Genomic DNA, 17,724 nt, shown 5'->3' on the forward strand with positions numbered 1-17,724 from the left:
GATTCCTTATTTCTATTTCATGTTTCGTAACTGTAAAGGTACTTTATTTCTTTACTATTCACTGGTAGCATTCCACAAGGTCTTTTTTGCGAACAGTAACTTTATTTCTTATTATTTTGTAAGGTCTTCCCAGATTGTGATGTTTCCTGTGTAAACATCTTTTACCTGCTCACTGGTAAGTTCTTCAACACCGCTGTCGTTGTTTACTATTACAGCGATACCATCTTTTGCGATAACAGTTGCGGTAAGACCAGCCTCAGTCTCGCTGTCTTTCAGGTCACGGGATGCCATACCGATATCGCAAAGTCCGTCGATTGCAGATGTCATACCGGTTGTGGAATCGCTCTGCTGAACCTCAATTTCAACTTTGTCATTTACTGTTTTATAGCCTTCAGCAAGTTTTTCCATAACAGGTGTTACAGAAGAGGAACCAGCTACTACAACTTTTCCTTCTACAGCAGCTGCTTCGTATGCAGGTTTGTCGCCTACTGAGATGTATCCGTTGTCTTCAATGATCTTCTGTCCATCTGCACTCATGATGTATGTAATGAAATCCTGTGCCGCTTCGCTTACATCATCCTTTGTTGCAATGTTGAATGGACGAACTACTTTGTAATCTCCGGATTCAATGTTTTCTGCTGTTGCCTCTGCTCCGTCGATTTTTAATGCTGTTACACTGTCATCCAGAGAACCAAGAGATACATATCCGATTGCATTTACGTCCTGTGCTACTGTGCTTAACATAACGGATGTGCTGTTTGTGATCTTTGCTGCTTCTGTTGTATTGTCTACTTTATTTCCATCTGCGTCTTTTTCTTCAATTCCAAACAGTTCAATGAATGCACCTCTTGTACCGGATCCGTCTTCTCTGGAGCAGATTGTAATATCTCCGGAAGCTGCTGCCATTGCTGTTGTTCCCATTGTTGCTACTCCTAATAATGCCGCCATTGCTACTGCTAAACCTTTTTTCATGATTTATTTTCTCCTTTTCTTCGCGGTCCTTTTTGTTATTCTCTCTCTCGCGATTACAGGTGTATGATACTGTCCTGATGTAAAATACACTAGCTTCAAATAGTAAAATCATTGTAAAATCATTTTTTACCCAAACATACTTTAAATCTGCTTTTCCTAAATATACGTCATTCATGCATTTTGTGATAACATTAATGCAAAAATCGAATTGCTACAAAACAAAAAATTTTTTATCATAAACTTGTGTTATTTATTTCTATACAAGTGTAGGTGCTAATCATGAAAAAAGTTTATGTTTTTTTTACATCTGTTTATTTGTCCGGACTAATGCTTATACCCCTGGCTATTTTTTCTTATCACTATTATTCCCATCGATGGGATCTAATCCAGAATCCCATCGAAAATGCTGCCAGTCTGGCAAAAGACGGTAAACTTTCTACACCTAATTATTTCGGTGCAATCTATCTTCTTTATGACAATGAAGATCATCTAATCCAGCAATTTTCCCCTAGTAACAGCCAAGGGATCCAGGATTTTAACATCAGTTCCTGCAAAAAAAAACTTGCTGACAAAACATACGATTTACGCTACGGTACTGCCGTCTTTGCTTATGATCATTCCACCAGAATCGTCCTGATTTCTAGCTGTCCTTTTTTTAAAAATAAAATGAGAGCCGGAACCTTTGTGATGATCCGCGATTTACCAAACATCTTTCTATATTTGGTAATATTTTTTACAGTCTTTACCTTAATATATCTTACCGTTTTTCTAAGTTTTCGTTATATTGATAAAAAGAAAAGTGAATTAGAAAAACGTGAAAAAATGTATCTTGCTGATATGAATCATGAACTGAAATCTCCCATTACATCTATCCGCAGCCTGATGGAAGCCATTCTGGATGGATACGTTACCGATGAGGAAAAGCTTTATCAGTATTACGAAATGATTTTAACGGAAACTTCCAGGCTGGAAGCTACCATTCAGGAAATTCTGGAACTATCCTCGCTTTTTGAAAAAAAGATTCAAAAAGAAGCTGTTTCCGCTGAACAGGTATTTAAAGAAATTCTCTTTCGCTACTCCACCATTGGAGAAGACCAGGGAATTGTCTTTCTTTTCCCGGACATTACACAGCTTCCCTCACTTAAAACCAATCAAAAATTGATGTCGCGCGCACTGGATCTGCTTCTTCACAATACATTCAAATTCACACCGGAAGGCGGATCCATTATTCTTAGTATTTATACAGAACAAAAACACCTGACCTTACACTTAAAAGACAATGGCTGCGGCATTCCCCCCCAAGCGCTCCCCCATATCTTTGAGCGCTTTTATCAGGTCGATTCCTCACATAATGCATCTGGGAGCGGACTAGGGCTTTCTATTGTAAAAACAATTATGGATGAACTCCAGGAATCCATCCAGGTTTTCAGTGAGCCGAATAAGGGAACTGAATTTATTTTTACAATTTCCCTTTCTTAATTAAACGATAAAAAACTCTCCCTTCATTAAAATAAGCCGCATCAGTAAACGTGAAAGATTCCTTTACTGATACGGCTGGCTTTTATTCTAGCACTTTTTTTATTCTAGCACTTTTTTTATTCCAGTGCTTTTTTGCTCTTGTTTTCTTTTCCTTCTGGCTTTCTTTTTATTCTTATTTTCTCTCCTCTGTCTTATTCTGCTTCCGATCGGTTCAATGCTTCCTGCGCCTGATCATGAACCTCCTGTGCGGCCTGATTTCCAGCTGCATTCTCAAGTGCCAGGTTTTCGTCTGCTGCCTCAAGCGCTTTGGTGTAATATTCACACGCAGTTTCTTCGTTTGCTTCTACTCCGATTCCCTTTTCGTAAAAGCGGCCTAATGACAGATAAGTCTGGGGAATTCCCAGCATGGTTCCATGTACGTTTTCATCAGAAACTGCTTTCAGATAAAATTCCAGCGCTTTTTCATCATTCTGTTCAATGCCTTCTCTACCCTCTTCGTAATACGTTCCCAGTTTATAGCAGGCTGTTCCGTCAAAGGTACGTCCATTTCCTTCAGCAGCAACCAGATAGCCTTCCTCTGCTTTTACATAATCCGGATTCTCATGGGTTCCATCATCATGGTCATATCCTTCATCAAACAAATCTGCTGCATAACGTGGACCCTTAAAATCAGTTTCCTCCAAGCTTTCATCCTGATAGGATTTCAAAAAATATTCCATAGCTTTGTCTGTACTGTGTTCGATTCCCGGATAGGTACCATCTTCTGCACTATAAAGCAGTCCAAGACTTGTATAGCCATTTCCTTTTCCAAGAACCTCTGCATTAAATTCATAAATGGAAACTGCTTTTTCAATGTCCTGTTCTACACCGTTTCCATCTCGCAAAAGATCTCCCAGATTTCCAATTCCACGGTACAACGGATCTTCAAAAAAGAACGCGTCATCATAGGAAACGGCATAGGCTTTTTCATAGTCTCCCCCTTGACCTGCTGTTACACCAGTTCTGAAAAACTCAAATACGTCCCCCTGTCCATCCGGACTATTATCCAACATCTCCTTTTTTACCCCATCAAGCCGTTCCAAAGCAGTCTCTGCTTCTTCATTTCCAGTCTCTTTGGCTGCTTCATAGTAGGCTTTTGCCATGGCATACCACTGTACAACGCCTTCTCCATTCTCATACTGAAGCCCTTTTTCCATAAGCTCTTCACTAGAAAGGTCACTGGTATCAATCTTCAATGCCAGAGACTCTTTTAACTCTTCCAGAGTAAGTGCCTGGGCATTTACACTCACGTTTCCTCCTGCTGCCAGCACAGATGCCATCATACCTGCCAATATCATTTTCTTCATGCTACATCTCCTCCGTATTCTTTATTTTGAAGAACGTTCATCCCCCTGTTACATGTTTGGTTACTTTCTGTTCACCGGTAATCCTTTTTGTTCTTCTGTTCTTTTATCATAATCTGGAATTGTGGCAGAAAAATGGTTGCAATGTAATTTTATAGGGCAAACTCAAACTTATAGCCCACTCCGTATACCGCTTTTATTTCGAAATGAACTCCGTCAGCAGGAAGTTTTTGCCGTATCCTCTTAATCTGATTATCAACGGCTCTGGTATCTCCGCAGTAATCATATCCCCATACACAGTTCATAATTTGATTTCTGGTTAAAACCCTGCCTGCATTTTTTGCAAGATAATACAAAACCTCTGTTTCCCTTGGCGTCAGGTCAACCATTTCCTCCCTTACAAAGACTTCATAAGCTTCTATCACAATACATAGCTCAGCACACACAAGCCGTTGGTTTTCCTGACTTTTTTCTGCTCTTCTTAGCATATTCCGTACTCTGACAGCTACTTCTCTTGGAGAAAAAGGTTTTGTGACATAATCATCTGCTCCTATTTCCAGCCCAATGATTCGGTCAATTTCATCCCCTTTTGCACTTAACATCAGAACCGGAATATCACTTTTCTTTCTAATTTGCCTGCAGACCTCCGTCCCGAATATTCCTGGAAGCATCACGTCAAGTATCACAAGGTCTATCTTTTCTCTTTCCAGCACCGTTATGGCACTTTCTCCATCATAAGTTGAATATATATGATAATGAAGGGCCTTCAGATATCCTGAAAGCCCCTCATGTACCGCTTTATTATCGTCACATATTAATATCGTCTGCATTCTTCTCTTTTACTCTCCGAATGTCATAAATCACGCAAATACCTGCATAGTTCATAATTCTTTTATAAGCAGCATCTGCCGGATCATCCTGGTGACGGTCTGGCGGGTGAGGCAGGCGGCGTTGATAAACAATAGGTTCACTTCCCTGTGGTTTTTTACCGGCATCCTTTCCAGGTTCAGGCTGCATCATTTCGCCCTCATGGCCAGACACAATATATTCCATGTTTTCCAGCAATTGTCCAATAATCCGTGTTTCTCCCTTTCCAGGACCGCCATAAAGAACCTTGATATCATCCTTTCGTTTCCAAAGCTTCAAAAGAAGGTCATGTACATATTCAACGCTGCCGTTTACCGGCTTTCCAAAAGGCATGCAAAGCTCATCCCCACAGAACAAGATTCCCTCCTGGTCATCCAGAAAGGCAAGGCTTCCTACTGCATGATCCGGAATCTTAAAGGTGGCAAGATGTCTTCCGCCAAGATCAAATACATAGCCTTCGTCAATCACCTGTACCGGGTAAGATCTTGGGAAACAGATTCCCTCAAAACTAGGGAACGGAATTGTCGCCAGTTTTTTTGTCTCTGCGGACATATATGCACAGTCAAAATAACTGTTATTTGCTGTATGATCAAAGTGGTCGTGAGTATTAGCAATCCGTTTTACTGGTCTGTCGGTCAGACTCTGACAGTATGCGCGGAGATTACCGCATCCATAGCCTGAATCAATTACAAGCGCCTCATTTTCCCCCTCTACCAGATAAGAATAATCCCCATCACTTAAAATCTGCCAGGTTCCCGGTGCAATCTTCTTTGACTGAAAAAAAGGTACATCCATAGGTTGACGGCTTCCATCTTCATGTTCCAGTAAAATATGATGTTTACACGAAAAATCAATAGGACTTCTTCGCTGTGCAAACAGCCAGTCTCCAACTGCTTCCAGATTGTACGCCTGTGGCCAGGTTGCCATATGGTAAAACCAAGGCTTGATATCTTCCAGTTCTTCCAATACAGAATCCCCCTCAAACCAGGTGAAAAAGATATGCTCTCCTGATCCTGCAATTGTCCTTACTTTCTGATTCAGTTCTGGTAACGATGCTTTTGCGTCCAGGTTTCCTCTGGTAACTCTACCACCGTTCACTTCTATCTGCTTCATGCAGTCTCCCATAATGGGAAAAGCTTTAAAATCTTTTTCCGAAACAAGTGCCCAGATATTTTCATTTTTCAGTGCACCGCAGGTCTGGGGATTCCACTGTCCTGCCACCAAGAAACATCCGCCGAAAAATCCAGGATTGCGAAGCATCAGTTCCATCAGCATCATACATCCCATGGACTGCCCAGTTCCGTAAATCCGCTTTTCATCTACAGATGGCTGCAGACGAAGTATCTCTTTTACCAATTCTACGGTGGCATCTGCCTCCCAAGTCACCTGAAAATCATCATCAGCTGCCTGTCTTGGATAACAGGGAGCCAGCACAAAACACGGCTGGCGGTTCTGCCAGTAGCTGGTTGCCCACACAGTCGCTCCCTTTCCCTGGGTAAGGGTTCTGGTCACATCCTCTGAGCAACTTCCCATATCATGGATAAACAAAACCAAAGGATAGGTTTCCCCAGCCTGCATGTTCTCTGGAACATATAGGTTGTATGCCATCTTGCGTCCTTTTTCCTCACCAGGAGCATCCGGAACTTGGAATTCAAACTGGTTAAACCGGTTCGCAGCCTGTATACATGCCTTATCTATGTCTTCTCTGGTATAGTTTTTTTCCGTCATATATGTTTCATCCTTTCATTTTTTCCAGAAGTCCCAGTGCCTTTCTCAATAAAATCTCTGCAGCCCCTTTTCCAAAAGGAGAATTCATTGCTTCATATTTGCTGTTATCATAAGCATCCCGCTCTGCCATGTACTTGGCTCCGCCATTTACCATGGTGCATACCCATGTATAGCGATATGGGGAAAAAGTCCCAAGTGCAATACCACTTTTGCAGTTCAATTCCGGTTTCACTCCGACCAGAGCCAGATCTCCCAGGCAGATTGTCTCCACTGTCGTCACTTTATCTTGCGCTGGAATATATTCTGGTATTTTCATTGGATGCAGTTTTTTCAGTTCTCGTTCCATTTCCTTTCCCGGTACTGAAAATTCTATTTTTCCTACTTCCAGTTCCTGCGCCATTTCTTCGCATGTAATCTGTCCGTTTATCTGGCATACAGTCTCTCCCAGACTGTTGCCAAGTTTTTCACAGATTCCAAATCCCTCTTCCCTACGGTCTGTCTTGATTTTTTCTCCACGGACAAATGTTTCTGTAACTGCTTTTTCTACCGGAGCCTGGTCACCTGCTGCCCCGATCAGATACAGTGCAACAAAATCGTCATCTCCTGTATTTTTTTCCACATAGTCACAGGCAATTCCTGCAACATCCGGACTTACGGCTTTTCCACCCGCGCTTAATGCAGAACCATCAAGCACCGAGGACTGAAGACCATAATGGAACAAGGCAGCCATAGGTGTTCCGTCTTCTTTATTAATACGTACAACAGAGACTTTATGGTCGCAAATCCCCGGACCGCAGGTTCCTACCCACCAGCCGTCTTCCAGCTGTACATCACGGTTACAGTTTACCAGACTATAGCCTTCTCCTATTCCCACGAAAGCCTTCTGAAGACCTGCAAAGCCTTTTCCTACAGCCTCCAGAGAAGCTCTTATCAATTCTTCACGATATTTTGCTTTTTCTGCAATTTTATCCGAATCTTTCAAAACAAAATCCGGTAATAAATGAGGTGCAGAAAAAGTATGTGTGACGCATACCCACACATGATCCTCCTCAACCGGATAATTTTCTGCAATTTTCTTACGGATTGCATAAGTTTCCTCATCTGGCATAGATGTTATCTCAAGGGACAGCAGCACCACAGTCTGCCCGCTTTGGATTACAACCGCACGTGCATTCAGGGTTCTGTGGATGACAGCAAAATCCTCTATTTCCAAATATTCTTCAGCCAGTACGATTTCTGATTTTCCTGCGCCAGCTTTCATACAGCCCCTCCTCACATTCCCTTCTGGGAATTATATATTTTTTTGTATCGCATACTTTTTTCCGTATATAGCCATAAAATTCCAAGAACTGCCACCAGAATATATTCCTGCAGGTCTATCACAAGAACGAAAGAAAAACCATTGTAAGCTATTGTTATCCCCGCAGCCATAAAAAGCATGACCAGTGACAATCCTACCGAAAGCTTCTGTGCTTTTTGAATCTGAACTGCAGTACTTTTGTACTTATAAATGGTCATATCCCTTGGTGCAGATACATAAAAGAAAAGGATCCAGCCAAGCCATACATATCCCAGCATACTAAAAGCCTGAAGCAGAGCCATTACCGGATTCAAATTACAGTGAAGTTCCTTAGTGCCTGCCTTTGCAAAAAAGTACAATTCCAGGACAAAGAGTACCACATAACACACCCGAAGAAGCGCCTGCATAACCGGATTAAGCTCCTGTCTGTAATAAAATCCTTTATAGGTATACTGAAGATGTGTTCCGTTTCCACGTTTGTTCGGAACACGTTCTTCCTCATAATCCTCGAAATATTTCTGATAGTATCTGCCCATTCTTTCTCTCCTGTTTTATTTCTGATGTTACCAAAATGCCATCGCCAAAGGTGATTTGGGATGTATTTTGGCTTGTAACTGTAAAGGAACTAAACAGTTACGAATTAATCTCTTCCACCCTACAGCATGATACAAAATGGTCTTTTGAAACCTCACGAAGTTCCTGCGGCTGATGGCATTTTTCTGTAGCATACTGACATCTTGCTGCAAAACGGCATCCTGGTTTCGGTTCAATGGGAGAAACGATTTCTCCCTTCAAAATGATCCGCTGTGACTGATGATGAATATCAATAGAAGGAATTGCAGAAAGCAAAGCCTTTGTATAAGGATGCAACGGTCTGTCAAACAGTTCTTTTGAAGTGGTAGTCTCCACAAGCTGCCCCAGATACATAACACAGATATTATCAGAAATATGTTTTACTACAGACAGATCATGGGTAACAAACATATAAGTGACTCCTGATTTTTCCTGAAGATCCTGCAAAAGATTCAGTACCTGTGCCTGAATGGAAACATCCAACGCGGAAACCGGCTCATCACACACCACAAACGCCGGATTCAGCGCAAGAGCACGACCGATTCCTACCCTCTGTCTTCTTCCTCCGTCCAATTCATGAGGATAAGAGTACCGAAGACGTTCATCAATTCCTACCAGTTCCATAATACGGTCTGTCTCGTCACTCAGTTCTCCTTTTTTTAACTTCCCCGACAATTCCAGAGGTTCCCGAATAGTTTCCTCTACTGTCATTCTGGGATTCAGAGAAGCAAAAGGATCCTGAAAAATAATCTGCATTTGTTCTCTTAACTGATGAAGTTTATGTTTATGCACATGGGTAATATCTTCTCCGTTGAAAAAGATCTGACCATCTGTGCTTTCGTACAAATGAATCAAAGTTCGTCCCAAAGTGGATTTTCCGCAGCCAGACTCCCCGACTACCCCCATTGTTTTACCTTTTCCTATAGAAAAAGTCACATCATCTACTGCGTGAAGCATTCCCTTAGGAGTTTCAAAATATTTTTTCAGATGTTTTACTTCCATCAAATTCTCTGACATCTCTATTCTCCTTTCCGCTTCATGCCTTGTCATTAGCAGCTTTTGCTGCTTTGATGCATCTGCATACATGAGTGCCGCCAAGTAATTCCAGACCGACAGCATCTTTTTTGCACTCTTTTGTTACGTAAGGACATCTAGGTGAAAACGCACATCCAGCTGGAAGATTACTCGGATCAGGCGGCATTCCTGCGATTGGAGAAAGCCGCTTCACATCAGAATGAATATCTGGAAGCGAGCCAAACAAACCAATGGTATAAGGATGTGTAGGATGATCAAATATTTCTTCCTTGCTTCCGTATTCCACAATTTCACCAGCATACACAACTGCTACATTGTCACACACCTCAGCTACGATTCCAAGATCATGAGTAATCATAATCATAGCTGTATTTAACTTTTTCTGAAGATTTTTTATAATATCCAGAACCTGCGCCTGAATGGTCACATCCAAAGCAGTGGTAGGTTCATCAGCCAGAAGAAGATCCGGGCTGCAAGCCAGTGCCATGGCGATTACAACTCTCTGTTTCATTCCGCCGGAAAACTGATGTGGGTAATCACGGAATCTGGAACCTGGGATTCCAACCATTTCCAGCATTCTCTTTGCTTTTTCTTCTGCTTCTTTTTTTGAAGCATGTTCATGAAGGGCAATACCTTCTGCAATCTGGGCACCTACACGCATAACCGGATTTAAAGCTGTCATAGGATCCTGGAAAATCATGGAAATTCTTTTTCCTCGGATTTTACGCATTTCATCATTTGACAAAGGAAGCAGATTTTTCCCTTCCAAAAGGATTTCTCCCTCATCTACCTGCGCCGGTGGTTCTGGAAGGATCCGCAAAATAGATTTGGCAATCGTTGTTTTTCCGGCACCTGTTTCTCCCACCAAACCTAAGGTTTCTCCCTTTTCCAGGGAAAAAGAAACATCATTTACAGCATGAATTTCTTTTTCCTCAGAGGTATAATGTACGGTCAGATTTTTCACTTCAATAAAAGGAGTGGTATTCTTTTGAGTATTCACGATTTGTCCCCCCTATTTTTTCAGTTTCGGATCCAATGCATCACGAAGTCCGTCACCCAGCATATTCAGCGAAAGAACCACAAGTGCAATGGCAAGTCCTGGAAACAGTACCATATGAGGATAATCTCTCATATAAGTTCTTGCTGCTGAAAGCATAGCGCCCCATTCCGGTGTAGGCGGCTGAACACCAAGTCCGATATAGCTTAAGGATGCAGCCATCAGAATAGTATTTCCGATTCCCATGGTAACCGAAACGATAATCGGAGAAATACTGTTTGGAAGAATATGTTTCATAATCAGTCTGGGAACGGAGCAGTTGATGGTCTGCGCAGCTTCCAGATATTCCATTTTGCGTACCCCCATAATTGAGCCGCGGAGAAGTCTTACAGTCATAGGAATTCCACCTATGGAAAGGGCAATGATGGTATTCACAAATCCGCTTCCCAGACAGGCTGAAATTGCAACTGCCAGAAGGATTCCGGGGATTGCCTGAAGGATATCCACAAGTCTCATTACAACGGTATCTACAATTCCACCGAAATATCCAACAATGGAACCAATAAACATACCAATCACAGTAGAAATGATCGTTGCCAGAAATCCAAGGGAAAGGGAAGCTCTTGCTCCATAAAGAAGACGGCTGAAAATATCTCTTCCCATTTCATCTGTTCCACACAGATGTGCGAAAGAAGGACCGGAAAAACGTTCCAGCATGTTCATTTCGTCATATGCATAAGGCATGATCCATGGTGCCAGAAGCGCTACGACAAATAATATAAGAATAATGACCAGACCGGCCATAGCCAGCTTGTTTTTACGAAGACGCTTCATTACCAGACTGAACTGGCTTTCTTTCTTTTTTCTAGTCTTTGCTGCATGTCCTGCAACAGCTGCACTGCCTGCCATTATTTTTTCCTCCTTTTCCAGCTTTTCTGCTGTCCTTCATACTGTGCTTTGATACGCGGATCTACATATGCGTAGATAATATCAACCAGCAGCATGATCAGACTGAATACTGCTCCAAGGAACAATACACCCCCCATAACGATGGGGTAATCTCGGTTGTTAATCGCAGATGTGGTATACATTCCGATTCCCGGAATAGAGAATACGGACTCGATTACTACTGTACCGCCAAGCATCATTCCCATACCATTTCCAACTACGGTAATAATCGGGATCAATGCATTTGGAAGCGCATGTTTATAAAGAATGTCCCGCTCAGACAGACCTTTTGCCCTTGCGGTCACAATATAGTCAGAACGAATGACCTCCAGCATACTGGAGCGTGTCTGCCTTGCCTGGGAAGCAATTCCGGCAAAAGCATTTGCAATACAAGGAAGAATGAAATACTGGAGTCCGCCTACGCCATATGGCGGCAGCCATCCAAGTTTTACAGAGAAAAACAGAACCAGCATCATGGCAAGCCAGAAACCAGGAATGGAAACTCCTGCAAGTGCAATAATCATGCAGATACGGTCTGCAATTCCGTTCTGATGTACTGCTGCTGTAATTCCAAGCGGGGTACCGATTACGATCTGAAGAAGCATACAGATCAGGGCAATGGTAAAGGTGTAAGGAAGTCTGTATAAAATACCGGACATAACAGACTGGTTCTGAAAATAAGAGGTACCGAGATCAAAATGTAAAAACACCTGATTTAAATAAGAAAGTAAACGGACAAGATAAGGCTTGTCCAGACCCATTTCAATACGTTTTGCTTCAATAGCCGCAGGTGTGGCACCATTTCCAAGAATGGCAACTGCCGGATCACCAGGGCAAAAATACATGATTGTAAAAATTACAATGGAGATTCCCAGAAGTACCGGGATCATCCAGAGAATACGCTTTACTGTATATTTCCACATATTCCAAGAACTCCTTTCCTTTGGCACAGCCACCGATGTACAAAAAACCGGTGGCTGACCAGGGCTGTACCCTTTTATTTTGCGTAAGTGCAGGCTCCAGGAAGGATCTGGTTACGGATGTCAAGTGCTACATCTGAAATCTTGTCAGAATGTACAATGTTGATTGGTCCTTCTACAACGCCATAACCATAACATTTTTCAACCAGATAATCATGGAATGCTTCAATGCTCTCCGGACCATAGGTCTTGGTGCTTAAAGCTGCTTCCATCAGGCTCTGAAGCTGGTCATCCTGGGTAAAGTTTGCAGCACCGCCGGTAAGAGACTCATAATCTCTCTTATCCCAACAAAGCTTCCACTGGTTTACAATGTAGTCTGTAGAACCTGTCGTTTTCAGAAGAATGTCAAATCCGTCTGCATTGTACTGCTCCTGCTGGCCCATCATCTGATCGTAACCAACCAGTTCTACTGTTACACCAATCTGTCCCCAGTAAGCCTGAAGCATCTGACAGATCATCTCGTTCATTCCGGAATTGATGTATTCTAGTTTTAAGGTAGAACCGTCATAATTTGACTGCTCCAGATACTCTTTTGCTTTATCTACATCATAATCATAATAATCTTCACTGTCCCACTCACTGTTGTAATCCGGATAGGTTGCATTTGCGAAATCTTTTACAGCTGTTCCGTTTCCATTAAATACACCTACGTTGATTCCATCTTTGTCAATGGCATAAGCAAGTGCCAGACGAAGATTGTCATCATCCTTAAATACAGAACTGTCAGACATATTGTACTCTACATCGTAGGTCAGATTATCCATTACAACGCTGACTGCATTGCCATCTGAGAACTCGCCGCCCTCTTCAAATTTGGAAATATCTGTATCCGGAACACCGTTGGAAATATCTACAGAATTTGTCTGAAGAGCAACAGTATGCTGGGAAGCCTCTGTAATTACAGAGAAGTGGATTTCTCCTGCATTGTGGATACTTGTTCCATGTACCAATGATTCATCTGTCTGCCAGTAATCCCCGGTATCTTTCATAACGATCTCAGAACCTGGTACATAGCTGTCTACCAGATATGCGCTGGTTCCAACAGGTGTGGTTGCCATCTGGTCTGGAGATGCTTCATAAGCTGCCTGTGTTACAATGGCACATTCCAGCATAACATTCTCAAATTCTCCGATTTCCAGATCTTTATTAAATTTAAACTCTACATGGTAATCATCTGTTGCAGTTACACTGTCAATTACGGAAAGTTTTCCATAGTTCTTTGTTGCAATTGCAGATTCAAAACTAAATACAACATCAGAAGCGGTCAGCGGATTCCCAGCTGCATCATGAATGTAATCATAAAGCTCTACATCATAAGTTTTCGGATCTACCTCATCCCAGCTCTTTGCAAGAACTCCATATGCAACGCCGTCTTCTCTGGTAAGCAGATACTCATAAGTAGTAAAAAGAACAGCAATACGACCCATAGACATTCCGGACCACGGTCCCATATTTTCCGGATCTGCCATAATTCCTACTGTAACAGAATCGGTTTTGCCTTCTTCAGCTGCAAAAGCAGTTGTTCCTCCGAATGCGAATGTTGCCATCATACTTGCTGCAAGGATAAGTGCGATATTTCTTTTTCTCATGATATTCTCCCTTTCTTCACTGACATTTTCATCATTTTTTCTTTTACTTTTCTGCTATAGCATCTTTCGACTCGTCATTTTGTACATCTCTTCTTTATAAATGCATTATACTTTATGATTATTCAACAAGCAATCCAACTTAAAAAGGCTTTTATGCTTAAACTGCATAAATCGACCGTACCCATTCCACCATTTCACCTGGATAATCAGCTCTTCCATGAGCTTCATCCCACACAATTTCATAATCCACGTTGGTCTTTCCACATTCCATCAGTTTCAGGGCAAGAATCATGGTCACAGTCAGAGAAGTATCCGCATCTTTTGCACCTACTCTGATTCTGAAGTAAGGCGCAGTTTTTTCTTTTCCTATATAATTCAGAGGATTTAATAATCTCTTCTGTCTGGCAAGCTCTTTATCCCCACAAATTTTTTTATAACCAGGAAGATACCTGGCTGTTTCACCAGGATGTTCCACTTTCAGTTCTTCCATGATTTTAGCCAGCGGGGTGTTAAAATGTCTTTTATCTGTAACACTGGTTCCAAATTCCTGATTTTCTGCCTGGATCAGATCCAGATCATCGAAAGCCGGGCAAAGTTTCAGGCGCTTGTGGTAATCCTGTTCCATTTCCTTAATAGAAGAAATGTAAGCTTTCCCTTCCCGGAAATGCAGCCAGGAATAATGTTCCAGTTCCTGTTTCCGTTCTGGAAATTTCGCCACATATTTATCTGCTGCTTTCTCCAGCTGTTTTTTCAGGTAAGCACTCCCATTTCCACCATGATCTTTGGATATTTTTAGCATTTCCCCTGTATCCGGGTTCTTCAGCTCCAGAGTGTTAAAATACTCCACATATTTTTCTCCCATTTTCCATGAAAGGCTTTGTGCAAACGGACTTAAATTACCTTCATTAAAACCTACAAAGGGCATTCCCATATAATGTATCTGACCTTCAAACATCCATTCATATGCAAAATCCGCATGATCCAGATCCGTGATTGGGCAATAACACTGAGCTCCAAAAATACTGTCACTTTGAGTAAGATCTGCTCCCATCTCCTTCCATTCTTCCTCGTAATCAGTACAGTCTCCAGTACATCCAAGAAGGGTGCTCATTGCGCCACCTGCACTGATTCCCACTGAAATGATACGATCCATATTCCCCGGAAGCACGCTGGCATTTCTTTTTAGGAAACGGATTCCCGCCTTCAGATCTGCTACTGACACAGGAGCTTTTCCGCATAGTATGCCTTTTTTATCTACAGAGCTTCTTCCTCTGCAGCCACAGGACACATACACAAAACCAGCCAAAATAGACTCTACACCCATGGAGCGATGGTCATCCAATTCAAAAGGCTCTGCTTCATGATAGCCTGCCAGTCCATTTTCGAAAATAACCGGTGCTGTATCCGCTGTATAACCCATCCTGCTTCCTTCTGTAATACGATTTCCTTGCTTATCCATGTATTCTGCCGGAACGAAAATGTTCATGCACTGTTCCTTGGGCACTCTCGGTTTCTCACAATAACAGACCTGCTCCAGTTTGTAGCAGTTCCATTTTTTTAAATAAATCCATGATTTCTTTTGTTCTTTTATATTCAGATTTCCCATTGCTTTTCCTTTCTGTTCTTTGCATAAATAGAACCCCCATGATTTCGCGCTTCCATTCTCACTGCTTTACGCCTCACGGGGGTTCTTATTCTTTCTATTTCTCAGTTGCGTTCTCATTTTCTTTTACATAAGTCTGCACATATCCCAGGAAACTTTTCAGGGGATCTGCAATTTTCTTATTTTTCTGATAGACCAGACAGATACTGGTTGTCACATACGGAACTACATCAACCAGAACCACATCTTCATAAATCCTGCCAGAGATCGGTCTTCTTGTAAGTACTGCCACCCCCATCTTTTTCGCAACCAGATCGATCAGATTCTCTCCCCGAAGTCCAGTAAATGCTACATTGGGTTCAAACCCGGCTTCCCGGCAGGCATTGACACAGATGCTGTACATCGTTGTATTTTTATTCAAAAACAAAAATGGCTCATTCTGTATTTCTTCCAGAGACAGGTATTCCCGTTCTGCCAGCGGATGATTTTTAGGTAATATAGCAACCAGATGATCTGTTGTAAATGGAATTTTATTAAATCCATCAAATAATCCATCCTTATCCCGGACAAATCCGCATTCACATTTATCCTCCAAAAGGAGTTGTAAAATCTGGGAAGAGTCCGCTTCCAGTATATTCAACTTATATCTGGGATTGGCCTGTTTAAAACCAGCCAGTACATCGGTGATATTGTACCGGACCATAGACGGAATCGAGGCAACAGTGATCGTAGAAGATACTCCGCTTAAATAGCTCTGAAGCACATTTTCATACTCTTCCTGTATTTCCACCATCTTTTTTGCATATGGCAAAAACGCCTGTCCGAAACCATTTAACACTACTTTTCTGGTCGTCCGGTCAAATAAAGGAGAACCAAGATCCAGCTCAATGCTTTTTATGTGTCTGGATAAAGATGACTGGGCTATAAATAAAGCATCCGCAGCTTCCAGATAGTTTCCCATCTCCGCCAGCACCACAAACTCACGAATATAGCTTAATTCCATAAATTTGCCGTCCTCTCCACTTTAGAATCCTTTTTGTCTGTTACATACAACCTTATTGTCTGTTTACCAATGTATTTTAGCATAAATCCACAAAAATTCCCACTGTTTTTAATTTTTTCATGCAACAGTGGGAATCAAAGAAAATTTTTCTGTTTTTAAAACCTGTAGATGCTTCTTGCATTTTCACCAAGAATCTGTTTTTTCTCTTCTTTTGTAAGTTCCAGCTGTTGGATAAATTCCGGTCCTCCGGTCAGCCACTCTGCCCGTACCGGATAAGAAGTTCCAAAAATAATGTGATCTGCACCGAGAATCTTCGCTGCACATTCCAGAAGATCTTTTCCCCAAGGCTGCGCATGAGACACTTCATAATAAATGTTTTCCCGGATCTGGTCACAGAACCTGTCTGTGTCTGTTTCAAAACGTTTTACCGTATCCTGCTGGGCGCCTGCCGGCTTCTTACGGAACATTGAGCTCAAATAGGAGAAAAATGCACCTCCCAGCATAGAGTGTACCAGTTTTACATCCGGGCACTCATCAAACAGCCCCCCAAATACCTCTCGGCCAATGGCAATGGTCTGGTCCATGCAGCGGCCATAGGAACGGCGAAGATTAGTGTAATCGGTAATGGACTGGTGATCTACCGGTATCGGAGAGTGATGGACATAGGCTGTCATTTTCATTTCATTTAATTTTCGGAAAAAGGGACGGAAAATTTCATCATCCAGATATTTATTTCCATAATGGGAAGAAATCTGTACGCCAGTCATTCCAAGATCTTTTACACACCGTTCCAGTTCATAGATGGCTTCTTTTCCACCATAAGGCGGGACAACTGCAAGTGCCGCAAATCTGCCCTTTCCCTCTTTCACATGTTTTGCAAGACCATCGTTAAATTTTTTACACATCTCAAGGGAAAGCCAGGTATGACAGCAGGGAATCTTCAGGATGGCTTTCTCAACGCCAGCCTTATCCATGTCCTCCAACTGCTTTTCCATCTGATATTCTCCCTGAACGTAATTCAGGTTCTCACAGCCTTTTGGTTCTTCCAGCACAATCTGTTTCTTTGTGGTGCCCGGGACTTCTTCGCATCTTGCATGCACTCCATATACTTCCGGAATACATCTCATAAACTCTTCCAACATTTTTTCGTTGGTGAATAATTCTTCCGGAAGCCAGTACATATTCGCATCAATTGTCATTTTGGTTCCTCCTTACAATTTATAGAATATTGATAACCAGCTTTCTTATAGTCTGAATTATATCTGAGATGTTTTTCACAAGCAATTCGATTACATTTTGTATTTATC

Annotated in this window: 15 protein-coding genes; 1 reads left to right on the plus strand and 14 read right to left on the minus strand. The window is 42.0% G+C overall.

Features of this window, described 5'->3' with window-relative positions; all coding sequences use genetic code 11:
- Nucleotides 1-111 precede the first annotated feature (111 nt).
- A complete protein-coding gene (locus AB5706_RS01900; RefSeq protein ID WP_368365694.1) occupies nt 112-972 on the minus strand; it encodes a substrate-binding domain-containing protein in 861 nt (286 codons plus the stop codon).
- A gap of 279 nt (nt 973-1,251) precedes the next feature.
- On the opposite strand from AB5706_RS01900, the gene AB5706_RS01905 reads away from it, so the two are divergent.
- Nucleotides 1,252-2,451, plus strand: coding sequence for a sensor histidine kinase (locus AB5706_RS01905; RefSeq protein ID WP_195391756.1), 1,200 nt, complete (start codon nt 1,252-1,254; stop codon nt 2,449-2,451).
- Between the two features lie 191 nt (nt 2,452-2,642).
- Here AB5706_RS01905 and AB5706_RS01910 read toward each other — a convergent pair whose 3' ends face one another.
- The 13 genes from AB5706_RS01910 to AB5706_RS01970 all read right to left on the minus strand — a co-directional run bounded on the left by AB5706_RS01910 (nt 2,643) and on the right by AB5706_RS01970 (nt 17,616).
- Nucleotides 2,643-3,797, minus strand: a complete 1,155-nt coding sequence (locus tag AB5706_RS01910; RefSeq protein WP_195391755.1) for a tetratricopeptide repeat protein — start codon at nt 3,795-3,797, stop codon at nt 2,643-2,645.
- A 149-nt stretch (nt 3,798-3,946) separates the two neighbouring features.
- The gene (locus tag AB5706_RS01915; protein WP_195391754.1) at nt 3,947-4,624 is read right to left on the minus strand and encodes a response regulator transcription factor; all 678 of its coding nucleotides are present in this window, start codon (nt 4,622-4,624) and stop codon (nt 3,947-3,949) included.
- Complete coding sequence (locus AB5706_RS01920) at nt 4,602-6,389, minus strand: MBL fold metallo-hydrolase (RefSeq protein ID WP_195391753.1); 1,788 nt, start codon at nt 6,387-6,389, stop codon at nt 4,602-4,604. The genes AB5706_RS01915 and AB5706_RS01920 overlap by 23 nt, the downstream gene beginning before the upstream one ends.
- A 7-nt stretch (nt 6,390-6,396) precedes the next feature.
- Nucleotides 6,397-7,650, minus strand: coding sequence for a hypothetical protein (locus AB5706_RS01925; RefSeq protein WP_195391752.1), 1,254 nt, complete (start codon nt 7,648-7,650; stop codon nt 6,397-6,399).
- 11 nt (nt 7,651-7,661) lie between these two features.
- Nucleotides 7,662-8,225 carry a hypothetical protein gene (locus tag AB5706_RS01930; protein WP_195391751.1) on the minus strand — a complete coding sequence of 188 codons (564 nt, stop codon included), beginning with the start codon at nt 8,223-8,225 and terminating at the stop codon, nt 7,662-7,664.
- Between the two features lie 97 nt (nt 8,226-8,322).
- Entirely contained in the window at nt 8,323-9,279 is a 957-nt protein-coding gene (locus AB5706_RS01935) for an ABC transporter ATP-binding protein (RefSeq protein WP_195391750.1), read from the minus strand.
- 19 nt (nt 9,280-9,298) lie between these two features.
- The gene (locus AB5706_RS01940; RefSeq protein WP_330386289.1) at nt 9,299-10,297 is read right to left on the minus strand and encodes an ABC transporter ATP-binding protein; all 999 of its coding nucleotides are present in this window, start codon (nt 10,295-10,297) and stop codon (nt 9,299-9,301) included.
- A 12-nt stretch (nt 10,298-10,309) separates the two neighbouring features.
- A complete protein-coding gene (locus AB5706_RS01945; protein WP_195391749.1) occupies nt 10,310-11,203 on the minus strand; it encodes an ABC transporter permease in 894 nt (297 codons plus the stop codon).
- Complete coding sequence (locus AB5706_RS01950) at nt 11,203-12,165, minus strand: ABC transporter permease (protein ID WP_195391748.1); 963 nt, start codon at nt 12,163-12,165, stop codon at nt 11,203-11,205. Before AB5706_RS01950 ends, AB5706_RS01945 begins: the two co-directional genes overlap by 1 nt.
- Before the next feature lie 74 nt (nt 12,166-12,239).
- Nucleotides 12,240-13,811: an ABC transporter substrate-binding protein gene (locus AB5706_RS01955; protein WP_195391747.1), complete on the minus strand. Its 1,572-nt coding sequence runs from the start codon at nt 13,809-13,811 to the stop codon at nt 12,240-12,242.
- A gap of 157 nt (nt 13,812-13,968) precedes the next feature.
- Nucleotides 13,969-15,417, minus strand: coding sequence for a subtype B tannase (locus AB5706_RS01960; protein WP_195391746.1), 1,449 nt, complete (start codon nt 15,415-15,417; stop codon nt 13,969-13,971).
- Between the two features lie 94 nt (nt 15,418-15,511).
- Entirely contained in the window at nt 15,512-16,417 is a 906-nt protein-coding gene (locus tag AB5706_RS01965) for a LysR family transcriptional regulator (protein WP_195391745.1), read from the minus strand.
- Between the two features lie 155 nt (nt 16,418-16,572).
- On the minus strand, nt 16,573-17,616 hold the full coding sequence (locus tag AB5706_RS01970; protein WP_195391744.1) for an amidohydrolase family protein: 1,044 nt from the start codon (nt 17,614-17,616) through the stop codon (nt 16,573-16,575).
- Nucleotides 17,617-17,724 lie beyond the last annotated feature (108 nt).

Origin of the sequence: Ruminococcus sp. RTP21484sp1_RTP21277st1_D2_RTP21277_210401 (genome assembly GCF_040924225.1) — a bacterium.
GTDB classification, from domain to species: domain Bacteria; phylum Bacillota; class Clostridia; order Lachnospirales; family Lachnospiraceae; genus Blautia_A; species Blautia_A faecis.